The organism is Kitasatospora sp. NPDC056531, assembly GCF_042794375.1.
Taxonomy (GTDB): domain Bacteria; phylum Actinomycetota; class Actinomycetes; order Streptomycetales; family Streptomycetaceae; genus Kitasatospora.
In genome coordinates this window covers 1-20,988 of the sequence record NZ_JBHTTU010000037.1, presented here as the reverse complement: position 1 = coordinate 20,988, position 20,988 = coordinate 1, and the positions used below count along the sequence as shown (strand labels likewise).

General features: G+C 71.5%; 16 protein-coding genes and 1 pseudogene. 8 read left to right on the top strand and 9 right to left on the bottom strand.

Annotated features, from left to right (window positions below; genetic code table 11):
• Window positions 1-31 precede the first annotated feature (31 nt).
• Complete coding sequence (locus tag ACFQ87_RS26925; protein WP_380613400.1) at window positions 32-1,978, top strand: hypothetical protein; 1,947 nt, start codon at window positions 32-34, stop codon at window positions 1,976-1,978.
• A gap of 176 nt (window positions 1,979-2,154) precedes the next feature.
• Here the strand turns inward: ACFQ87_RS26925 and ACFQ87_RS26920 are convergent.
• From ACFQ87_RS26920 to ACFQ87_RS26885, 8 genes and pseudogenes are all read right to left on the bottom strand, one after another.
• Window positions 2,155-2,624: pseudogene (locus ACFQ87_RS26920) on the bottom strand (restriction endonuclease).
• A gap of 509 nt (window positions 2,625-3,133) precedes the next feature.
• Window positions 3,134-4,618 (bottom strand): nucleobase:cation symporter-2 family protein, encoded by a 1,485-nt coding sequence (locus ACFQ87_RS26915; RefSeq protein WP_380613399.1) that lies wholly within the window; start codon window positions 4,616-4,618, stop codon window positions 3,134-3,136.
• 496 nt (window positions 4,619-5,114) lie between these two features.
• Window positions 5,115-6,743 carry a CAP domain-containing protein gene (locus ACFQ87_RS26910; RefSeq protein ID WP_380613398.1) on the bottom strand — a complete coding sequence of 543 codons (1,629 nt, stop codon included), beginning with the start codon at window positions 6,741-6,743 and terminating at the stop codon, window positions 5,115-5,117.
• Window positions 6,744-7,141: 398 nt separating this feature from the next.
• A complete protein-coding gene (locus tag ACFQ87_RS26905) occupies window positions 7,142-7,357 on the bottom strand; it encodes a hypothetical protein (protein WP_380613397.1) in 216 nt (71 codons plus the stop codon).
• Window positions 7,354-8,868, bottom strand: coding sequence for an FAD-dependent oxidoreductase (locus ACFQ87_RS26900; RefSeq protein ID WP_380613396.1), 1,515 nt, complete (start codon window positions 8,866-8,868; stop codon window positions 7,354-7,356). Before ACFQ87_RS26900 ends, ACFQ87_RS26905 begins: the two co-directional genes overlap by 4 nt.
• A 77-nt stretch (window positions 8,869-8,945) precedes the next feature.
• Window positions 8,946-9,629 carry a ferric reductase-like transmembrane domain-containing protein gene (locus tag ACFQ87_RS26895; protein ID WP_380613395.1) on the bottom strand — a complete coding sequence of 228 codons (684 nt, stop codon included), beginning with the start codon at window positions 9,627-9,629 and terminating at the stop codon, window positions 8,946-8,948.
• A gap of 239 nt (window positions 9,630-9,868) precedes the next feature.
• A complete protein-coding gene (locus ACFQ87_RS26890; protein ID WP_380613394.1) occupies window positions 9,869-11,275 on the bottom strand; it encodes an ATP-binding protein in 1,407 nt (468 codons plus the stop codon).
• The gene (locus ACFQ87_RS26885) at window positions 11,272-12,027 is read right to left on the bottom strand and encodes a response regulator transcription factor (RefSeq protein ID WP_380613393.1); all 756 of its coding nucleotides are present in this window, start codon (window positions 12,025-12,027) and stop codon (window positions 11,272-11,274) included. Before ACFQ87_RS26885 ends, ACFQ87_RS26890 begins: the two co-directional genes overlap by 4 nt.
• A 35-nt stretch (window positions 12,028-12,062) precedes the next feature.
• On the opposite strand from ACFQ87_RS26885, the gene ACFQ87_RS26880 reads away from it, so the two are divergent.
• A complete protein-coding gene (locus ACFQ87_RS26880) occupies window positions 12,063-12,617 on the top strand; it encodes a hypothetical protein (protein WP_380613392.1) in 555 nt (184 codons plus the stop codon).
• A gap of 80 nt (window positions 12,618-12,697) precedes the next feature.
• Here the strand turns inward: ACFQ87_RS26880 and ACFQ87_RS26875 are convergent, their stop codons facing one another.
• Window positions 12,698-13,483, bottom strand: coding sequence for an HAD family acid phosphatase (locus ACFQ87_RS26875; RefSeq protein ID WP_380613391.1), 786 nt, complete (start codon window positions 13,481-13,483; stop codon window positions 12,698-12,700).
• A gap of 394 nt (window positions 13,484-13,877) precedes the next feature.
• On the opposite strand from ACFQ87_RS26875, the gene ACFQ87_RS26870 reads away from it, so the two are divergent.
• From ACFQ87_RS26870 to ACFQ87_RS26845, 6 genes are all read left to right on the top strand, one after another.
• Complete coding sequence (locus ACFQ87_RS26870) at window positions 13,878-16,016, top strand: hypothetical protein (RefSeq protein ID WP_380613390.1); 2,139 nt, start codon at window positions 13,878-13,880, stop codon at window positions 16,014-16,016.
• A gap of 91 nt (window positions 16,017-16,107) precedes the next feature.
• Complete coding sequence (locus ACFQ87_RS26865) at window positions 16,108-17,016, top strand: ABC transporter substrate-binding protein (RefSeq protein WP_380613389.1); 909 nt, start codon at window positions 16,108-16,110, stop codon at window positions 17,014-17,016.
• Window positions 17,017-17,337: 321 nt separating this feature from the next.
• A complete protein-coding gene (locus tag ACFQ87_RS26860) occupies window positions 17,338-17,883 on the top strand; it encodes a CAP domain-containing protein (RefSeq protein WP_380613388.1) in 546 nt (181 codons plus the stop codon).
• Between the two features lie 1,036 nt (window positions 17,884-18,919).
• A complete protein-coding gene (locus ACFQ87_RS26855; RefSeq protein ID WP_380613387.1) occupies window positions 18,920-19,468 on the top strand; it encodes a CAP domain-containing protein in 549 nt (182 codons plus the stop codon).
• Between the two features lie 109 nt (window positions 19,469-19,577).
• Window positions 19,578-20,537: a sigma-70 family RNA polymerase sigma factor gene (locus ACFQ87_RS26850; protein ID WP_380613386.1), complete on the top strand. Its 960-nt coding sequence runs from the start codon at window positions 19,578-19,580 to the stop codon at window positions 20,535-20,537.
• A partial coding sequence (locus ACFQ87_RS26845; RefSeq protein ID WP_380613385.1) for a transposase occupies window positions 20,515-20,988 on the top strand: 474 nt, incomplete at its 3' end. The genes ACFQ87_RS26850 and ACFQ87_RS26845, both read left to right, overlap by 23 nt.

The following is a 20,988-nucleotide window of genomic DNA, read 5'->3' as shown; positions in this document are numbered from 1 at the left end:
GACGCTTCGTCTCCGGGGAGGAAAGCAAGGAATGACCACCAACGGCTCCCGGCTGCCCATGGAGTTCCTGGTCGCGATCGCGGCCAGCGCCGAACCCGGGTCCGCTGTGGCCCGGATGGCAGCTGACCAGGCACGCACAACTGCCGACGACCGGCAGCACGGAAAGCTCCTCGAAGCACTGCTCACCAGGCCTTACCGGGAGACGGCACCTGCCTGGCTGCTGGAGGCCGCGGTGACGAACGGACTGCGGCAGGCCGAGACCGAGTCCGAGTACCTCATCGGGACGACAACCGGGCTGATGGCCCTCGCTCTCGCCCACCCCGAATGCAGCGAGGCCCTGCGGGCCAACGCCCTGCACCGCTGCACGGACAGTCAACTCGGTTCCCTCGGCGCCGCCAACCGACCGCCGGTACTAGGCGAGCTCGTTGCCGCCGAGCTGCGCAGGCGGGTTCCGCAGCGACCGCGCATAACGCCGGACCTGATCAAGGAGCCGACGTCCGCCCAGCTGGTCCTGCGGACGCAACACCTTCACGACGACGTGTTCGACACCGCAGTCGCCCTCCTCCCCGACGAACCCGACTACAGCGAGCACGACAACGAAAGCTCCGACGCCTGGTCCGACCGCATCAAGACGGCGTTCGCCGCCTGGGAGACCATGTGGTCGCTGGTCCTCAAGCGCCACCCTGACCGGCACGTCCGACTCATCAGCCGCACCGAGGGCACCGACGCGCAGCACGTGATCCGGGACCAACTGCTCGGTAGCCTGCCCTGGATGGTCGCACCCAATCTGATCAGGCGGATCGCCCTGGAAGATCTCGACCGCTTCGCCGGTGCCATGACCGTGACCCGGGTATGCCGATTCCTCTGTGAAGGGTCCTCGGCAGAGGAGGCCCGGGAGCGCTTTGCCGCTGAACTCGCCTCCTTCGGCGAGAGCGACCGCAGAAGCATCGACTTCTACCTGAAGGATGGCGGACGCCGGGCCACGTGGGGTGCCAGGGCCGCCGTCGCCTGGGTTGCCGGCGCGGCGGAAGGACGGTGGCGCCTCGTGCTGAACCCCTCCGAGGCCAAGCCCTCGTACGGCGATCCCTACACCTGGCTGACACCCGCAGACGAACTCACGGAACTGGGGCGGCGCTTCGCCGAAACCGCCGTGCAGGCGCTGCGGACCTGGCAGCCGGCGGACTCCCTCGGAATCAGCCGGGCAGCCGACCTCCGCTGGGTGCACGCCATGCTGGTCCACCTCTCCGAAGTGACACCTGCCGTCAAGAAGACGGTCCAGCTCATGATCCGCGACGCCCATCGCAGCCCGACCCGTCCCCGCTCCTACGACTATCGGGCGCAGGAGGACCAGCGACAGTTCACGGAACTCCTCGCCGCGATCACCCGGATCGTCGCCGACCCGCTCCCGCAGGAACCCGCCGTACGGCGCGCGGCCCTTGGCGATCCCACACAGGTGACGCCCCGGACCCTGTCCGCCGTCGCCCCGGAAGTCCTCGACGAGTACCTGGACCGGCATGCCGGCGACGACGCACTCGTCGAGAAGGCCCTGCTGTCATTCGCCTGGCACGGCGGCTACCGGCACGAGCCGTCCTTCTCCGAGGTCCTCGCCCGTCACTCGAACCCGCCGCAGGCCCTCCACGCCCTCACCCACGAACTCCGCAGCAGGCTCGGCGGCAACCCCGCCAACCGGGAAACGTGGGCCCGGCACATCCTCGCCCTGCCCGGCTGCCCCAGCGAAACCGTCCTCGCCCTACCGGCCTGGACGGCACTCAAGACGAGGGGAACCCACTATGACAGCACGCACCCCGCGGTGGTCGCCCTGGTCGTCGGCACGCTCGGGGACGACCACCAGGCCTGGCAACGACTCGCGGACAGCCCGATCAGCAACTCCGGCCCCAACGCCTGGCTCCGCCTCGGGGACGTCCTGAATGCCGCTGCGGACGGTACTGAGTGGCCGAGGCCGCCCGCCTCCCGGTGACAGTCCCGCGCACCCACGTAGTCACGAAGGCCACTGCACCCGCCGACCCCGACCAGCAGCAGAACCGTCCCGGCGCCACGAACCGGCCGGAGGAACCCCGGCTCGCGCGGGCACGATGCGGCCGTGCGGCCCTTTCGGCGCGCTCAAGCCATCAGGCAGGCCCCTCCCGGTCGCGATCAATGTCGAGGACGTCGTAGAGGTACTGGCGTGCCCCAGCGGGCGAGGCGCTCGCGGGCGATGAGGCGGAGGCGCTGCTGGGTAGCGGAGGCTGCCGCAGGGTCGGTGAAGCCGTTGAGCGCTACGACAACCGGGACCGCAGCGCCGTGCACTGGCCGAGCGGTGCCGTTGAACCTCTGCACGGCCTCCGACGTCACCGGAGTCGCGTACCGCTTGCCCTGCAGCACCACCCTCCGCCCCAGGTGGTCGTGGCGACGACGTCAGCACCGAGGTCTCCGGCACCGCCGACCCGCTCGACGTTGGTGAACCCGTCGCGCTCCAGCAGCCCGCGGCACATCTCCTCGAACCGGAGCGGCGTGGCGTGACGGCCTTGAACGCGTCCAGGGTGGAGTCGAAGGGGCGACGTACATACGACGCCACGGGTTCGGCGGGCGCGGCCGGGGCATCGGCCGGTGGGCCCACTCCTCATGCGGTCGGCAGCGCGATCGGTGAGGGTGGTACTGGTGCGAGAGAGGTCGGCCGGTTCCCGGACGGGGGCATCCGTCCGGGAACCGGCAGCCTGCGGGCCTCAGTGGTGAGGGAGTCGGGCTCGCTCTCCAGACGCTCGACGGTCGTCGCCGCGCGCTCGCGGGTGGGCGCTGCGCCCATGTGCCCGCCGACCGGACGCGGCGCGGTCAGCGGTGTCCTCAGCCGATGCGACCGACTGCCGATCAGCTCTCCTGTGGAATCGAGGAGTTTGCCAGTACGGTCAGCCATCGCCTCGAACGCCAGTCCCGCCACGGCGAGCCGCCGCCTGGCCGCGGGCACCTGGCTGAATCTGCCGGTCTTTCGCGGCGGCTTCGACCTGGAGGCGGCCGAGGCGGCCTGCGCCGGGGAAGGCCGCGCGGGCCAGGGCCTGCTGAGCTGCCTGGCCGCACCGGCGGACAGGTCCGTCCTGACCCGCGACAACCACGGCGGCGGGCCCCCGGCAAGGCGAGTTCACCGTGAACGACGGCCGCATCCACACTGTCCGCTCCGCGCTGCGGAGACACCGGGATACGGGGACTCCCAGAAGTAGGTGTTCGATGACAAGGCGATGCGCCGTGGGCAGGACGCCGAACAGTCCTCCGCCACTGGCACCGGGTCCTCCTCCGTGGCGGCGGGAGAGTTGGCCGAGGTCGCCGCGGGGCGGAGGGCCGGCAGCTTGAGGTGGTTGAAGAGCAGGTTGAGGGTGAAGGCGAGGATCACCGTCAGGGTGATCGGGCTGCCGAAGACGGTCTGCGCCCATGCGGGGAAGTGCCGGAAGAACACCTCGTTGCCGTACGGGTCGGTGGCGACCGCCGGCAACAGGCCGACACCGAGCGAGACAGCGACGACCAGGAGGTTGTGATTGCCGTTGAAATCGACCTTCCTCAGCGTCTGCACGCCGACCGCGGTGACCATCGCGAACATCACCAGGGCCGCCCCGCCGACCACCGGCTCGGGGACGGCTGCGATCACCGCACCGACCTTGGGCACCAGGCCCATCACCAGCAGGAAGCAGCCCGCCGCCGCGACCACCCAGCGGCTGCGCACCCCGGTCATCTGCACCAGGCCGACGTTCTCCGCGTACGCGGTGTCGGGGAAGGAGTTCATGCAGCCACCGAGCACAGCGGAGAGGCCGTCGGTGGCGAGGCCGCGCGCGATGTCCGCGTCGGTCAGCTCCTTGCCGGTCATCTCCGCCACCGCGAGCATGTCCGCGGTGGACTCGGTGTAGGTCACCAGCATCACGATGCACATCGAGACGATCGCGGCCGCGTCGAACCGCGGCGCGCCGAAGTGGAACGGCGAGGCGATGCCGAACCAGCCCGCGGAGCGGACCCCGCTGAGGTCGAACAGGTGCAGCGGGATCGAGGCCAGCGTGCCGAGGGCCAGCGCCAGCAACGGCGCGAGCTGGCCCAGGAAGCCGCGCAGCAGCCAGCTGAACAGCACGATCAGAGCGATCACGCCGAAGCCGAGCGCGACGTGCGACAGCTTCCCGTAGTCGGCGGCCGAGGTGTCGTGTCCGGCGATCATGCCTGCTCCCGGGCCGATCAGCGAGAGCCCGATGATCACGATGACCGTGCCCGCCACCAGCGGCGGGAAGAACTTGATCATCTTGGCGAACGGTTTCGCGATGAGCAGGCCGAACACGCCGGAGACGAGCATCGCGCCGTAGACCGTGGGCAGTCCGTGGCTGGACGCGATGGTGATCATCGGACTGACCACGGTGAAGGTGGCACCGGCCACCACCGGCAGCCGGACACCGAGGAGGTGGGAGACGCCCACCGCCTGGATGATCGTCGCGATCCCGGCGACCAGCAGGTCGGCGTTGACCAGCAGCGCGATGGTGTGGAGGTCGAGCTTGAGTGCGCTGCCCACGATGAACGGGACGGCGACAGCGCCTGCGTACATGATGAAGACGTGCTGGAGACCGAGGATCGCCAACCGTGGTGCGGGCAGCACCTGATCGACAGGATGGACCGGCGCGGGGCCGGGTGTGGCGTTTTCGGACTCGCCGTGCGCGTGCATGGGTACCTCCGGTGGTGCGTGGACAGCGCCGTTCCGGACCGGGCGCGACGGTGCGACGGTCCTGGTGACGGGGGATGGTGTCCAGGGTGGAGAGGGCGAGGAAAAGACGTCCGGGGGCGTTGATCCCGCCTGGGTCGCGGGTGCCGGCATCGGGTTGCCAAAACTCTAGAGGCCCGGCCGGTGACCAGGGCCACTGTGCGATCCGCCATCCGGCCGGATCGAACAGCCGCACCCGGGTGTAGGTTCCACCAGCACCAGGCAGCCGGTCCACTGGCCGTGACAATTCGTCAAACTGCCGGAAACAAAACACTGTTCCCATGAGCAGGCGGCGGCGACGTGCCGCTGCCCCGACCTGCCCCTGTCCCCACGCGTCCACACGGAAGTCGGGTCCGTATCACAGAGCTCGAAAGGAGGGCCTGATGCGCCCCACTCATCGCGCGGTGCCGAGGTCGAGCGTCCACCACGGGCCGCCGTCGCCCGGGTGGACGCCGACCCCGATGTCGGTGAAGCCGCAGTCGAGGAGGCGGCTTCGGGCGCTCGGATCGGCTGTCAAGTCCGACATCACCGTGGCGGCGTCCTGTTGGCCGCGGGCGTTGGCTTCGATCGCCGCCGTCCACGGGTAGCCGGCGTCGTCGATCCGCCGGTTCGGCCCCGCACCGTCGGAGTCGTCGCGGCCGAGGTGGCGCCGGGCCGCCATGTCGTCGGCGTGCCGTTGGGCGGCGGACTGGAGGCGGGCGTCGGTGCGGAGGGGAGCACACCCAAGGTCCCTGCGCTGGGCGTTCACCATCGTGACCATCTGGTGGGCCGGCCCCTGGGCCGGGTCGGGACCGATCGTCGACGGCGTGGGTGCGGTGGGCGGGCGCGACAGCGGGGCTGTGCTGGGGCGCGGGGAGGGACAGACCGACGACGTGGCGGACGGCGTGGGCGACGAGGTGACCGACGGCATGGCCGACGGGCCCCCGGACGGGCTCTGCGCCCCTGCGGGAACGGCGGCGGAGGCCACCGAGGCGGGCCCGGCGACGGGAACGGCGGTGGGCTCCGCGGGCAGCGTGGAACGCGCCGCCGACGTCTCCATCGCGTCGACCGGGCCCACCAGCACGGCTGACGGTGCCTGCACCGGGCCGCCGCAGAGGGCGGCGAGCACACACACGCCGGTCACCGCTCCTGCTGCCGACAGCGAGACCCACACACGGGTCGGCAGCGCGATGACCGTCCGCCGCCTGCCCGAACGGCGGTTGCGGCGGTGCCCTGTGCCCGCCGGCGCGCCCACCGACGCCCCGGCCGTGAGAAGTCCGGGCAGGGGTACCAGCGGCAGTCCCCCGAGGACGTCCTCGGCCGGCGTCAGGGCACCGGAGCACCGGAAGCAGGCCACGCATCCGGAGGCGTGGCCGGCGATCCGCTCGCGCCAGCCGGGGTCCGGCACGCCGCTCCAGGACTCGACCAGGGCCCTCAGCTCTCCGCAGCCGGGCACGGCCGCCAGCGCCCGCTGCGCAACGCGGGCGGCGGCGAGGCCGGCCGTCAACCGGTCCAGCAGTACCGCCGCCTGCTGGCGCGAGAGGTCCAGCGCTTCGGCCAGCTCTGGACGGTCCAGGAGGCCGCAGGCCTCCAGCCACCACAGGGCCAGCACGTTCCACCTGGTGTCGCCGAGCCACCGGGTGGCCTCCGCGATCTCTCGCCGTTCGCCGGCCAGCTCCAGGCGTACGACCGTCAGGTCGACGAAGTCGACGGTGGGCCGGGCCGGTTCCTCCGGCCCACCACCGCCTGGGGCCGCTGACATCGCCCGGACGGCCAGGCGGTGCCGGCGGACCTCGTCCACCGCAGTCGCCATCAGCCGCACGCGGAACCGGGCCGGGGCGTCGGGACCACCGTGCGCCTTCCTCGCCCGGACCACCGCCGGCCGGGCCACGGCGGCACGCACCGCCTCATCCGTGCCCGGACACCCATCGAGGGCCCGCCCGACGATGTTGTAGGCCAGGAGCAGCGCCTCGGTGAGGAGCCGAGCGGTCGTCTCGTCGTCCTCGGACCACGCCCGCACCGCGGGCCCGCTCGCAGTCAGCATCTGTCGTCCGTTCTCTTCATCGGTCTCTCCTTTGCCGCGCCCGGCCGGTCGGCGTCGCCGGTCAACCGGGCGCGGCAGGACAGGGGGACATCCCACCGGGTCGGACGGGGCCGCCAGGGCGGCCGCCGGGAGAGGTCATCCATCCGTGCCCGTTCCTGCTGTGCTCGCCACCGGGGCGGGGTCGCTGGCCGGGTGCCCGCGTAGGACACGCCGAGCATGGCCGCGCCGACGGCGAGCGCACCGGTGAGCGAGACGCTCAGCGCGGCGAACCGGCGGCCCCGAAAGCGACGGCGGTGGCGGTTCGGCTGTCTGACGACAGGCATGGGACTCCTCTCTTGGCAGGGCACGGGAGTGGAGCGGGTGGCGCATGGGCGCGCATCCGCGGGTCCACCGGCCTCCTATCGGGGGGTGGCAGCGGGCACGGGTACCCGGCTCGGTGGCATGGGCGGCGCGGCGAGCAGGACGTGCGCGTACAGGCCCATGGCCGCGGCCGTCGCGATGAGAATGAACGGTCGGCGGATGCCGAGCCGGGCCGGCAGGCCCAGCAGCAACCGAAGTGGCCCGCCCGGCGGCAGGTCGGTCCGGCGTCGGCGCCGAGGTGCCCGATGGTTCATCGCGAGCCCCTTCCGCCCGCCGCCGTCGGCGCTGGCGGGGAGGACCGCGGACGGATCGAGCCGATGCGGTCGCGGTGGTCCAGCAGTTCCCTCGGCATGTCGAACGCCACCGCGGCCACCGTCTGTTCACCCAGCGGGGTGTGGCGGTGGTAGGTGGCGATGAAGCGCTCGGAGCGCAGCGAGCCCGCCACGACCTCGATCCGCTCGCCCAGCGCCGGGAGCCCGACGGCCTGTAGGCGCGTGCCGTGCTGCTCCGACCAGAACCTGGGGACGGGGGTGAACGGCGCCGCGCGGTCGGGCCCCAGCAGCAGCGAGTCCGCGGCGTGCTGGCCCATCTCGACGGCGTGGATGAGGTGTTCGACCCGGCGGGGCACGGCGTCGAACCTCGGGTTGGGCCAGCGGGCGATGTCGCCCGCCGCCACGATGTTCGGGACGGGCCGTCCCGCCAGGTCCACGGCGTGGCAGCCGGCGCTGCACAGGACTCCGTCGGCGACGTCCAGTCCGCTGCCGGTCAGCCAGTCCGTCCGGGGCACACCGCCCAGGCCGAGGACGGCGAAGTCCGCCTCGACCGTCCCGCCGTCGTCCAGGCGCAGGCGCAGGCCGTCACCGGTGTCGGTCCACTCGGTGATCCGGGTGCTCAGCCGGACGTCGACGCCGGCCCGCGCCTGGATGCGCCCGACCACCCGGCCGAGCCGGGTGCCCAACACCCTCCGCAGCAGCGGCGCGCTGTGCACCACGAGAGTGACGTCCATGCCCATCTCCCGGAACGTGCACGCCAGCTCGCAGCCCACGAAGCCACCACCGAGGATCAGAACGCGGCGGGCGCGGGCCACGTACACGGCCCGCCGGATGGCATCGGCGTCCTCCAGCGTCCGCACGGTGCGGATGCGTTCGCTGGGGACCGGGGTCTCCGGCAGCCGCTTCGCGTCGACGCCGGTGGCGATCACCAGTCCGTCGTAGCGCAGTCGTTCACCGCCCCGGAGGAGCACGTACCGGTTCACCGGGTCGAGCCCGGTCAGGTGGGTGCCGAGCAGCCGGTGGGCGTCCAGCGGCTCGTCGGCCCGGAACGCGAGGTCCGCGCGGTCCAGCTCGCCGGAGAGGAACTGCTTCGACAGCGGCGGCCTGCTGTACGGCCGGTGCAACTCCTCACCCACGACCACGAGTTCACCGTCGAAGCCGCGTTCGCGAAGGCGGGCCGCCGCGCTGAGCCCGGCCAGGCCGCCACCGGCGACCACGATCCGCTGACCACCGGACGATGCGCTCGGACCGCGCCGACCGAAGCGGCGCCCCGCACCGGGGCGCGCACTGCCCCGGACGGTGACCGCCTGCATCGGACAGCACCGCGCCGCCTGGCGGGCCTGGGCGGCGAGCCGGGCCGAGAGGTTCGCCGTGTAGTGCAAGGAGCCGCTCTCCGAGATCCGAAAGACCTCGGGGGCCTCCTGCTGGCAGATGCCGTAGACATGGCAGCGGCTGTTGTCCACGCTGACCTTCACCGGCCCGCTCTCGGACACGAGTTCGGGCCGAGTCGGACGGACGGGCTCGGCGTGGACCGGCGTCGGCGCAGGCAGGACCGGCCCCGGCGTCCCGATCACCGTGCGTCGCCCGGGTCGTTGCCGAAGGCGCCCCGTCGGAGCCTGGACTCCGACGGCAGCACCCGGGTCATGAAGACGAAGAGGCAGGTGCCCGCGCCGGCGGCGACCGCCACCGCCACTCGGTCGAAGTGGCGCGGCTCCGGATGCACGGTGAAGATGTGCAACCAGACGAGTGCGAAAGCCGCGTAACCGAGCTGGTGGAACCTCAGCCAGCGCCGGTACCCGAAGCGGCGCTGCAGCCACACCGAGCACCCGACCGCGATGCCGAGCTCGGTGCCCAGGATGCCGAAGCCCACCGGGATCCTCTGCAGGCTGCCGGCGAACGGTACGACGAGCTCGTGCACGCCGATCTCCCAGACCGGCTGGTAGCGGAAGGTCACCCCGTGGACCCCGCCGAAGATCAGGGCGGAGAGGGCAATGGTCATGTGCGCGCCGGACACCCTGGGCCGGTTGACGATCCGCTGGAACCAGCGCATGCGCAGCATTGCGCCGAGGACGACCGCGGCCACCATGAGCACGTAGGAGATCAACGCCATCAGCCGGGCGATCTTGTGAACGCCCGGGTCGTACGTCACGTGCTTCTCGTACGCGTCCAGCGGCGAGCCGGGGATCGGGGCCGCTCCGGCCCCGGGCGCCCCAAGGAGCGCGGACAGCACGTGCGGCGCCGCTTCAGCAAACATGGTCAGGATCGGTCCTTGCCTTCTCGTCCGGGCGGGCGTCCCTGAACGGCATGCCACAACAGGGACGCCCGCGAGCGCTCGACGGCCGGTGACGGAACGGCGGGGAGTGTGCCGCCCCTCGCCGACGGAGCGAGTCGGCCGCCCCGGGGGAGGGCCCGCCGACGGGACCGATCGTAGGCAACTCAGACACGCACGGATCGCCGCTCGCAGAAGGCCCTAAAGAACCCCTAAGGTTCTGCTCACCCGCCTGTCAGGCGTCGCCATCGCCATCGCCACCGTCCCCGCCCCGGACGGCCGGCGTCGGCGGCCCGGTGGTCCTGAGCCGTGGCGTGACCGAGCTCGACCTCCACCCGGGCGCCACCCGCCGCACCGCGCAGAATTCGCAGCTCACCACCGGTCGACGAGGCCGCGCGCCGGGCTATGTCCAGGCCCAGCCCGGTGGACCCGCCCGTGCTGGCGCCCCGCGACAGGGCCAGGTCCGGATCCGGGATCCCGTCCCCGTCGTCCTCGACCACCAGGCAGGCACCCCGCGCTGTGGGCAGGACGCTCACGCGCAGGGCCGCCCCCCGGGCGGTATGCCGGAAGACGTTGCCGATCAGAGAATCCACGACCGCGCCGAGCTCATCCGCCGACAGGGCCACGGTCGTCGGAATATCAGTGGCCGTGAAGACGCACTCCCGGTCCTGCTGCGCCGCCAGAACCGACCAGAAACCGACCCGTTGACGTACCACTGTGGAGACCTCGCAGCCCCCGTCGTCCCGCCGAGCGGGACGTGCCTTCGAAGCCCCGTCCTGCTGCCCGGACAGGTGCCGGGCGGGCCGCGTCCGGGCAGTGCGGATGATCGAGTCCACTTCGGATTCCAACTGGCGGATCGCGGTGGACATCCGCTCCGCCCCAGGCACATCGCCGACCTGTTCGTCGGCCAGGTGCAGTGCGGTCAGCGGTGTCCTCAGCCGGTGCGACAGATCGGCGATCAGCTCCCGTTCGTTGTCCAGCAGTTGGACGATCCGCTCGGCCATCGCGTTGAACGCCGAGCCCGCCTCGTGGAGCTCCCTGGGACCGGCGGGCTCCACCCGGACGTCCAGATCGCCCGCCCCGAGCGCGTTAGCAGCCTGGGACAGGCCGCGCGAGGACCGCACGACCCTGGAGCCGAGCCGGTCGGCGACCAGCACCGAACCGGCCACCAGCAGCGCGGCCAGCACGGACATCACCGTCCAGCCGGTGGCCACCCCCCGGACCAGCTCCTCCTCCGGCACGAACGCCTCGACCACGGCGACCCGGTCGCCGCTCAGCAGCACGGGCTGCAGATAGTCCCAGCCGCCGGGCACGTCCCGGCCCGCCGACTCGCGGTCGGCCGCCGCCGCGCTCAGCTGCCGCTCGGAGGCATGGCCGACACCGATCGCGGTGCCATCCGGCAGATGGACACACAGCCGGTCCGACGCGTCGAGGCCCGCCACCACCTGGCGCACCGCCGCCGGATCGGTGGAGACCGCCAGAACGGGTGCCAGTACCGCGGCGCGCTGCTGCGCCGACTGCGTCGCCTGACTGTGCACCTGGGTGCTCAACAACAGACCGAGCGGGATCAGGAAGGACAGCGCCACCATGGAGGTCACAGCCAACGCGACCATGGCCAGGGTGGCTCTCACAGCGGAGAGACCAGCTTCACACCGACGCCGTGAACGGTGTGAAGGTAGCGCGGCCTCGCGGCGCGCTCGCCGAGTTTGCGCCGCAGGCAGGAGAGATGGACGTCGATGGTCTGCTCGTCCACGTAGGGCTGGCGCCACACCTCGGCGAGGATCCGCTTGCGGGACACCACCCGCCCGGCGTTCTCTGCCAGGAAGGCGAGCAGGTCGAACTCACGGCGCGTCAGCCGAATCTCCTGACCCGCCAGGTGCGCGGTGCGCGCGAGCGGGTCGACGCGCAGCTCGCCGACGACAACCGGGGTCCGCTCCCCCTCGGCCGCGTCCGACGCCCCGCCGACGGCAGCGGAATACGGCCCGTGCGCCCTGGCCGCAGCTTCCGCCCCGACCGCCACGGGTGCGCAGCGGCGCAGCACGGCGGACAGTCGGGCAGCCAACTGGGCGCCGGAGAAGGGCTTGACCAGGTAGTCGTCGGCACCGGCTTCGAGAATCCTGATGATCTCCCGCTCGTCGTCGCGTGCGGTGGCCACCAGCACCGGGACACGGGACAGGCCGCGGATCATGCGCAGGACGTTCTCGCCGTCCAGGTCCGGAAGCCCGAGGTCCAGTACGACCGCGTCCGGCGGGGACTGGGTGATCTCCTGCAGGGCGCTGAATCCGGCGGCGACGCCGCGCACCGTGTGGCCGCTCGCGGTCAGTGCGTTGAGCAGCGATGTTCGAATGATCGGGTCGTCTTCGACGACGAGGACGGACGTCATGCGGCACACCGTAACCGATGGGCCAGGATGTCCCCATGAAGCCCGCATTGCGCTATCCGCTCATCTGGCTGGGGTGCACGGCCATCGGCGTCACCGCGGTCGCCCTGACGGTACGTGTGGTGATCCGTCCCGCCACGGCCGGTGTTCCGGCAGCCCGTTCGATCCCCACCACCGTCGTCACGGTGACCCCCGTGCCGGTGGCGACGACCCCAGCGGCCACCGCGAGCCCGACGCCGACTGCCGGCGCCGTCCTCTCCGCCGCTCCGTCCGAGCAAGCGCCCTCCACGCCCTCGCCGGCGCTTGCCACCCCGAGGATCTCGATGGGCAGCATGGAACCGACCGCCGGCCGTTCTCGGCACCCGTCGGCCGGCCGTGGTCCGTCCGGCTGCTCCCAGGAAGCCGTGATGAGGACGTACCAGGCCGCCGGCGGTACGGCGACCGTCGCGGTGGACCCGAGCGTCGTTTGCTTGGTGTCCGCGGTGCCGGCCTCCGGCTACACGATGAAGGTGAAGCAGCCCGGCCCCGCCTCGCTCGTGGTGGACTTCTCCGACGGCACGCAGACCTCCGAGATCAGCGTCACCAGCAGCTGAGCCCGCCACTGGCAGCGACGGCGCCGATGGCCCGATGCCGCCGGTGGGTGGCATCGGGCCGGCTCAGCGGCACTCCCCGACTACGGCAGGTAGTACATCGGGTTCGGCAGCTTGAACGTCCGGTCGGCGTGACCGCCGGACAGGTCGCTCTGCTGGTCCCCGAAGTTGCCCACGATGTCGTAGCCGAGGCTCTCGATGTGGGCCCGGGTACCGGACTTGAACTCCACGACGGAGCAGTTCGCGCCGCAGCTCAGGTAGGACGGAGGCGCGCTCTTGTCCTTCATGAACAGGTGCGCCGGGTCCGCGGCGGGGAAGCCGACGGCGGCGAGGTTGGCCGCGGTGGCGGCGCGCTGGGACTCGGGGCGGCCGGTGACGTAGAAGACCGTGTAGCCCTGCTGCTGCGCCCGGGTCGCCAGGTCGTTCATGCCGAAGACGGCCGGCATGGTCTTGGTGGCGATGTACTGGGCGTTGCTGACGGGGTTGTAGACGAAGGTCGTCTCCAGCTCGTAGTTGTACGTGGACAGCGAGGTGTCGTCCACGTCGAGGACGATGGCCTTGCGGTCGCCGTGATCGCGCTTCGCGCGCTGGGCCAGGTACTTCTCGGCCCGGTTCTCGATGCCGCGCACCTGGACGGCGTAGTTGCTGTCGGGGGACGGCCAGTGCTCGCCCTTGGCGTCGACGGTGTCACCGTAGTACGCCTTGATCTTGGCCACTTCGTCGGTCATGTTCGTGATCTGACGGTCGGTCCTGGGGGCTTTGGCGTCCGCCGACGCGAGTCCTCCGCCGGCCACCGCCGCGCCGGCGACCACGCCGACGGCAAGGGTGGCCAGGCCGCGGGCAGGTGACGTCAAGGTACTTCTGCGCATGAGGGTTGGCTCCTTCTGCCGCGCGCCACGAGGGGCGCGAGTCGCCCGTCGAGCGGCGCGGCGGCTCCGTGCTGCCCCGCACCGTAGGGTCGGTGAACCAGGCAGGTCAAGGAACGTCTACGCGCATGGTCTACGCGCGACGCCGAACGAACGGCGTCTCAGCAGATGGAATATCGAGCCGATTGCCTTCTACAGACTGTTGCGGCGAGTTCAGACTGTGGCAACCTTTCGTCCACTTCGCCGGATCGTCACCCGGTCGACGCGCACTGTCCCCGCGCGCTGTCCTTCCTGCGCGCCGCCGTGCCCGCACATCGTCGTGCCCGCACATCACCATGCCCGTGCGCCGCTGTTCACGCGCGCCCCAATCCTCATCCCCGCCCCACAAGGAGTCAGCATGGGCACCCGACGCCCCACCGTCGTCGCCCTGGCCGCAGCCGCGGCCCTCGGCGCAGGCCTGCTCGCCGTCCCGCAGGCCTTCGCCGCCGGCGAGCGCCCCGACGCCCGCCATCGCGAGAGCGGATGCGTCATGCGGGCCGGAGACCACCGGGTCGACCACGTCATCTACCTGACGTTCGACAACGTGCACTTCACCCGCGACAACCCGAACGTGCCCTCCGACCTGGAGCAGATGCCCCACCTGCTCGACTTCCTGGAGCACAACGGGACGGTCGACACCTCCCACCACACCCCGCTGATCGCGCACACCGGCAACGACATCCTCACCCAGCTCACCGGCCTGTACGGCGGTAACCACGGACAGCCGGTTTCCAACTCCTACCGCTACTACAAGCCTGACGGGACCAGCGCCTCCGCCCGGACCTTCGCCTACTGGACCGACGGCATCGCCGACCCGGCCACCCCCGCCCCCAGCGACACCGCGCCGACGATGGTCACCCCGGAGGGCCGGAACACCCCCGCCCCCTGGACCGCCTACACCCGGGCGGGCTGCGACTTCGGCTCCGTCTCGACAGCCAACACCGTGCTGGAGAACACCACCTCCGACGTCGCCAAGGTCTTCGGCCCCAACTCGCCCGAGGCCGCCGAGGCCAAGGCCGACCCCGTCCGGGCCCAGGCCGACATCGTCGGCATCGGCGTCCACTGCGCGCAGGGCTCCGCACGCTGTGCCAACCCCTCCGCCCGGCCTGACCTGCTGCCCGACGAACCCGGCGGCTACCACGGATACCAGGCCCTCTACGGCGCCCACAGCGTCGACGCCGTGATCTCCCCCGACCGCCCGGTCCGCGCGATCGGCGGAGTCCCCGTCACGGACAAGGCCGGCAATCCCGGCTTCCCAGGCTTCGACTCGATGTCCGCCGACAACACCCTCGGCTACCTCGCCACCATGCAGGAAGCCGGCGTCCCCGTCACCTACGGCTACATCTCCGACGCTCACGACCGCTACCCCGGCGGCAGCGCCTACGGCCCTGGCGAAGCCGGATACGTCGCCCAACTCAAAGCCTACGACCAGGCCTTCGACGGGTTCTTCCAGCGCCTGGCCAAGGACGGCATCACTCCCGCCAACAGCCTCTTCGTCGTCACCTCCGACGAGAACGACCACTTCGTGGGCGGCAAGCCCAGCCCAGCCGGCTGCGACGGCGTCACCACCCCCTGCAGCTACCAGCAGATCGGCGAAATCAACGCTAACGTCCGCGGACTGCTCGCCACCCAGCAACACCTCACCACCCCCTTCCAGCTGAAGTCCGAGTCCGCCCCGAGCTTCTACCTCGACGGCAACCCCGCCCCCGACTCCTCCACCACCCGCTCCTTCGAACGCGCCGTCTCCAAGCTGACCGCGGTCAATCCGCTCACCGGCACCACCGACGCAATCAGCCACCGACTCGCCGACCGCACCGAGATGAACATCCTCCACATGGTCACCGGCGACCCCCTGCGCACCGCCACCTTCACCGACTTCCTCGACCCGAACTACCTCGCCGTCGCCGGCGCCGCGAACTGCGCGACCCCCTGCGTGGGCCTGAACGCGGAAGAGGCCTGGAACCACGGCGACTTCGCACCCGACATCAACACCACCTGGCTCGGCCTGGCCGGCCCGGGCGTCAAGCACCTCGGCGCGACCGGCGCCGTCTGGTCCGACCACACCGACATCCGCCCCACCATGCTCGCCCTGCTCGGCCTGCACGACGTCTACGCCCACGACGGCCGCGTCCTGACCGAGTTCCTCTCCCCCCGCACACTCCCGAGGAGCCTGCGCGCTGCCGACCAGGCCGACTACCGCCGGCTGGCCGCCGACTACAAGCAACTCAACGCCGGAGTCGGCGAGTTCGCCTCCGCCACACTCGCCGCCGCCACCGCGGCCGCCGCCTCCGACACCCCCGACGACAGCCGCTACAAGGACACCGAGGCCAAGCTCGCCACCCTCGGCGAACAGCGCGACCGCCTCGCCCGGCAGATCGGCGACCTCCTCGACACCACCACCCCCCGCTCCGGCCGGCTCACCCCGGCAACGGCCAGGGACCTCGCCCGCCAGGCCGAGGACCTGATCCACCAGGCCGACCGGCTCGCCCGCGGCTGACCCCGCCACTCGGCGGTGGGCGGGACCTCCCCGCCCACCGCCCCAGCGTGTCCACCCACCACCCCACGTCACCCGCGCCCAGGACTTACCCATGCCCCGAACACCCGCCCGCCGGACAGCACTGGCCGCCACGGGCCTCTGCGGCCTGCTGGCAACCAGCTGCGCCGCCGCCCCGGCCCCGTCCGACTCGCCCTCCGCCCTGCGGTCCCGGTTGCCGCAGTCGATCCGCACCGCCGGTGAGCTGCGCATCGGCTCCTACCTCAACTACGTCCCGGTCGAGTTCAAGGACGGCGGCGGCGCACCCATCGGCCTCGACCCGGATCTCGCCGCAGCCCTCGGCTCCTACCTCGGCCTGCGCGTGAGGATCCTCGACATGCCCTTCAAGGACCTCATCCCGGCCGTCCAGTCCGGGAAGCTCGACCTGGCGATGTCGGCCGTCATCGACTCCCGCGACCGCCAGCAGGGCAAGGACGCCACCGGCCACGTCACCAACCCGGGCGTGGACTTCGTCGACTACTTCCTCACCGGCACATCGATCCTGGTCAAGGCGGGCAACCCGCTGGGCCTCACCACCCTGGACAGCCTGTGCGGCCGCACCATCGCCGTACAGACCAACTCCGTCCAGATCAAAGTCGCCAATGCCCAGTCCGCCGCCTGCAGCAGAACCGGCAAGCCGCTCCGGATCGACTCCACGGACACCGACGCCCAGGCCGTGGCCGAGGTCTCCTCCGGAACCGCCGCCGCCGACCTCAACGACTACCCCGCCGCCGCCTACAACACCACCGCGCCGAACCACAAAGGCATGTTCCAACTGGTCGGCAAATACCAGGAGTCAAGCCTCTATGGGATCGTGGTCGGCCGGGACCGGCAGGACCTGTCCGACGTGCTGTCCCGCGCAGTCGACCAACTGATCAGCAACGGTACCTACCAGAAGATCCTCGACAAGTGGAACGTGGGCAACGGTGCCGTTGTCAGCGCCACCGTGAACGCCGGGCTCTGACCCCGGCCCCACACCAACGGCCGGGCACAGCGGGCCCGGGGTGCGCCCCCGGGCACGCCGTCATCGGCGCCACCGGACTGTCCTTCGCCGGCGTCGCCCTGGTCAACACGACGGACCCGACGTCGAACACGGCCGGCAGCCACGACGCCCCGATCAACACGGCGGTCGCACCGACCGGGACCGGCCTCGCCACTCCGGTCACCATACTTCCGACCGCCACGCCGGCCTCCCCCCGCCGCTCCCGCGGCCCCGTCCCCTTCGGCGACCCCGTCGCCCACCAGCACCACCTCCCCCCTCAAGCCCACGCCCACGCCCACGCCGGTGCCGACGCCCGCGCGAGCCGCTCACCCCTCGGCAGCCAACACCGCCGCACCGGCCCCGAAGCCCGCAGCCACCGCGCAGGTCCCCGCCGATCCCGCCTCCGGACCGGTCGGACCGGACCCGGTGCTCCCGGGCCCACGGTCGTCCTCCCAGTCCGTCAGCGACGCCGAGGCCGAGTCCCTGCAACTGCTCAACGGCGAGTGCGCCACGGTCGGGCTCCCTCCCCTGACCCTCAAGTCCGACCTGAGCGACTACGCCCGCAACTGGGCCCACCACATGCGCGACAACGGATTCGGCCACTCCAGCAGCGCCAACTCCCAGTACCTGGTGACCGGCTCCCGGACCTGGATCGGCGAGAACATCGTCTGGTGGAGCGACCCCTCGATGACCGCCCAGGAGGCGGCGGAGAAGTTCCAGTCGATGTGGCGCCACAGCCCCGGCCACTACAAGGCCCAGACCAACCCCTCGTTCACCGAGGTCGGCGTCGGCATCTACCACGACGAAACCGGCTGGTGGGGAGTCCACAACTTCTCCGACGGCCGATAGGCCGAGACCGTGGCCTCGGCGCCTCTGCCCAGGCGCGTCACTACGCGTCGAGCCCTCCAGGGACGGTAGCCACAGGGCGGGTGGAGGTTGTCGCAGCCGGAGCCTGCCCAGGCCCACAACCAGGTGTCCGACTGAGTCCAGGCCGGCCGCACACCGTCGGGGCGGCCGCATCACGCGGCCCGCCCCGACGACCAGGCACCTTCCACGTGCCAGCTGTGGGCGCGGGCGGTGGCCGGCACCGACAGCGTGCTGCCGGGCGTTGATCCGCAACCAGCAGGTCGTGATCACAGAGGGCGGCGAGGGCTGGTCCGCCGGCACTGCGTCTTGTTCCGCCGCGCAACGCTGCCGCCACCGGCACCGGCCTTGTCGCCGCAGCCATAGGGAGATCCCCCACCCGCCGCCGCACGTCTGCCCGACCGCTGCCACGAGGTGTGGCCGGGGCAGACCGTGCGCCTCCATGCCGCAGTCCGCTCCTTGTCGCCCTGGCCGGGTGCGTCACCGCGGATCTGCCAGTGGAACGAGGTCCCGGTGGACGGACCAGCAGGCGGGGCTGGGGTGCGAGAACCGCTTTTCGGATTTTGTTATCGGGACCCGGTTCGTCGGTCTCCTGGGGGTCGGCGTGAACGACGCGTCGGCGAGGAGCGAAGGCGGATCCATGAGCAGTGAGTTCGAGACCGTGGTGATCGATGCGGTGGTGTCCGAGTCGGACGCTGCGGGAGGTGGCCGGTCGGGGGTGTCTCGGCACGGGCGTGGGCGTGGTCGGCGGCGGGCTGCGGGGCGGCCGCGTGGGAAGGCGGCGGTTGCCGGGGTGGTGGGGTTGGTCGCGGTCACGGGTGGGGTGCTCGCTGCTGCGGCGTCCTCGGGGGGCGGGTCCGCTTCGCCGTCCGCCGCGGCCGGGGTGTTGACGCCGGGGCCCGGTGTCACGTCCGTTTCCTCGGCCCAGCCGACCAGTACGCCGAGCTGGGCGGTCACTGCGACCGCGAGTGCCGCGGCGACCCCGACGGCGAATGCGCCGACGACCAGCATGCCCACCGGTATGCCGACCAGTACGCCTACCGTTCGGAAGGCTCAGGCAAGGCCGACGAGCAGTGCTCCGGCGATCCCGGCGAGCAGTGCCCCGGCGATCCCGGCGGGCCCCAAGCCCACCAGTTCCGCCACGCACAGCGCGCCGGTCGCGGGGACACCGGCGACCGGTACCGCTGCCCAGTTCGCCCAGCAGATCGTCGACGCCGTCAACGCCGAACGTGCCAAGGCCGGCTGCAAGCCGCTCACCGTGAACGCGAAGCTGCAGGCCGTAGCGCAGGAACACTCCGACGACATGGCCGCCCGCAACTACTACGAGCACGACACCCCGGAAGGCGTCGACCCCGGAACCCGGATAACCAACGCCGGATACGGCTGGCACAACTGGGGCGAGAACATCTACGAGAGCCCGAAAGACCCCGCCACAGCCATGGACGGCTGGATGAACAGCCCCGCACACCGCGACAACATCCTGAACTGCGTCTTCACGGAGACCGGCGTCGGCGTGAACCTCAGCGCCAACGGGCCCTGGTGGACCGAGGACTTCGCCCGTCCCCAGTGAACGGACGGTGAGCCCCACCGCCAGCTCGATTTCTGTCATTCCCACCCTCCCACCGGGATCTCACATGGCACGGGAGGAACGATCACCCAGGTGAGGACGTCGGACGCTGATGAACAAGAGAAGCGGCAGCGAGACGGTCGCCGCGGCGCAGGCAGGGGACACGGCGGCCCGGGACCGGTTGATAGCCGACCACCTGCCGCTGATCTACAACGTCGTCAGCCGCGCGCTGGACGGCCATGCCGACGTGGACGACGTGGTGCAGGAGACCATGCTCCGCGTCGTCAACTCCCTGGACACGCTGCGCGACCCCTCCTCCTTCCGGTCCTGGCTGGTGGCGGTGGCGATGAACGAGGTCCGCCGGCGCTGGACGGCCCGGAAGGCAGCACCCGTGCCCGGTCTGCAGGAGCTGACGCATGTCGGCGATCCAGCCGCCGACTTCGTGGACCTGACCATCCTGCGGCTCGGCCTGACGGGCCAGCGCAAGGAGGTCGCCGAAGCCACCCGCTGGCTGGACGAGCACGAGCGCGACCTGCTCTCCCTCTGGTGGCTGGAGACCGGCGGCGAGCTCACCCGGGCCGAACTGGCGACAGCCCTCAGCCTCACACCGCAGCACACCGCCGTACGGGTCCAGCGGATGAAGGAACAACTGGAGATCGGCCGCCTGGTGGTGCGAGCACTCGCCGCCGACCCGCCATGCGCCGAACTGTCGACACTCACCACGGCCTGGGACGGGAAGCCGGCCGTACTGGACCCTGTTGCCCATTCGGCTGATCTTGGGCGGGTTGGGTGGCAGGGTTGCTGGTGCGGCCGGTTGTCTTCCGTTCCCCGGCCGTGGGACGGGAGTGATCGTGTCGATGGAGCCACAGCCGTGGCCGGAGCCGGCGTCCGAGGTCGCGCGGGCGGTGCGTGCGAAGAACTACGGGCGGAAGGTCCCGTTGCCGGTGGCGGTGCGCGACCGGCTCGGGGAGCTGTTCCCGGATGCGGAGTACGCGCAGGCGTTCGGGAAGACCGGTCCGGCGGGCTGGTCCCCGGGTCGACTCGCGCTGGTGACGGTGTTCCAGCTCGCTGAGGACCTGACGGACCGGCAGGCCGCGGACGCGGTGCGGGACCGGTTGTCGTGGATGTACGCGCTGGGCCTGGACCTGGCCGACACCGGGTTCGATCACACCGTGCTCACCCAGTTCCGGGACCGGGTGCTCGCACACGGCCTGGAGGAGAGGGTTCTGGACCTGCTGCTGGCCCGGCTGAAGGAGTTGGGCCTGCTCAAGGAGGGCGGCAAGCAGCGCACCGACTCCACGCACGTGGTCAGCGCGGTGCGGGACCTGAACCGGCTGGAGCTGGCTGGGGAATCGGTGCGTGCCGCGGTCCAGGCCCTGACCGCGGCAGCCCCGCACTGGGTCGCGGCCGTGCTGGACGTGCCGGGCTGGTCGCGCCGCTACGACACCCGTATCGACTCCTTCCGCATGCCGTCCTCGCAGGTCAAGCGTGACCAGCTGGCGATCACGTACGCCCGGGACGGG

Excerpts from the sequence above, each read along its gene's own strand:
- ACFQ87_RS26925 (WP_380613400.1), top strand. The coding sequence starts at position 32 with ATGACCACCAACGGCTCCCGGCTGCCCATGGAGTTCCTGGTCGCGATC.
- ACFQ87_RS26910 (WP_380613398.1), bottom strand. The coding sequence starts at position 6,743 with ATGCTGACTGCGAGCGGGCCCGCGGTGCGGGCGTGGTCCGAGGACGAC.
- ACFQ87_RS26905 (WP_380613397.1), bottom strand. The coding sequence starts at position 7,357 with ATGAACCATCGGGCACCTCGGCGCCGACGCCGGACCGACCTGCCGCCG.
- ACFQ87_RS26895 (WP_380613395.1), bottom strand. The coding sequence starts at position 9,629 with ATGTTTGCTGAAGCGGCGCCGCACGTGCTGTCCGCGCTCCTTGGGGCG.
- ACFQ87_RS26885 (WP_380613393.1), bottom strand. The coding sequence starts at position 12,027 with ATGACGTCCGTCCTCGTCGTCGAAGACGACCCGATCATTCGAACATCG.
- ACFQ87_RS26880 (WP_380613392.1), top strand. The coding sequence starts at position 12,063 with ATGAAGCCCGCATTGCGCTATCCGCTCATCTGGCTGGGGTGCACGGCC.
- ACFQ87_RS26875 (WP_380613391.1), bottom strand. The coding sequence starts at position 13,483 with ATGCGCAGAAGTACCTTGACGTCACCTGCCCGCGGCCTGGCCACCCTT.
- ACFQ87_RS26870 (WP_380613390.1), top strand. The coding sequence starts at position 13,878 with ATGGGCACCCGACGCCCCACCGTCGTCGCCCTGGCCGCAGCCGCGGCC.
- ACFQ87_RS26865 (WP_380613389.1), top strand. The coding sequence starts at position 16,108 with ATGCCCCGAACACCCGCCCGCCGGACAGCACTGGCCGCCACGGGCCTC.
- ACFQ87_RS26855 (WP_380613387.1), top strand. The coding sequence starts at position 18,920 with ATGCCGACCAGTACGCCTACCGTTCGGAAGGCTCAGGCAAGGCCGACG.
- ACFQ87_RS26850 (WP_380613386.1), top strand. The coding sequence starts at position 19,578 with ATGAACAAGAGAAGCGGCAGCGAGACGGTCGCCGCGGCGCAGGCAGGG.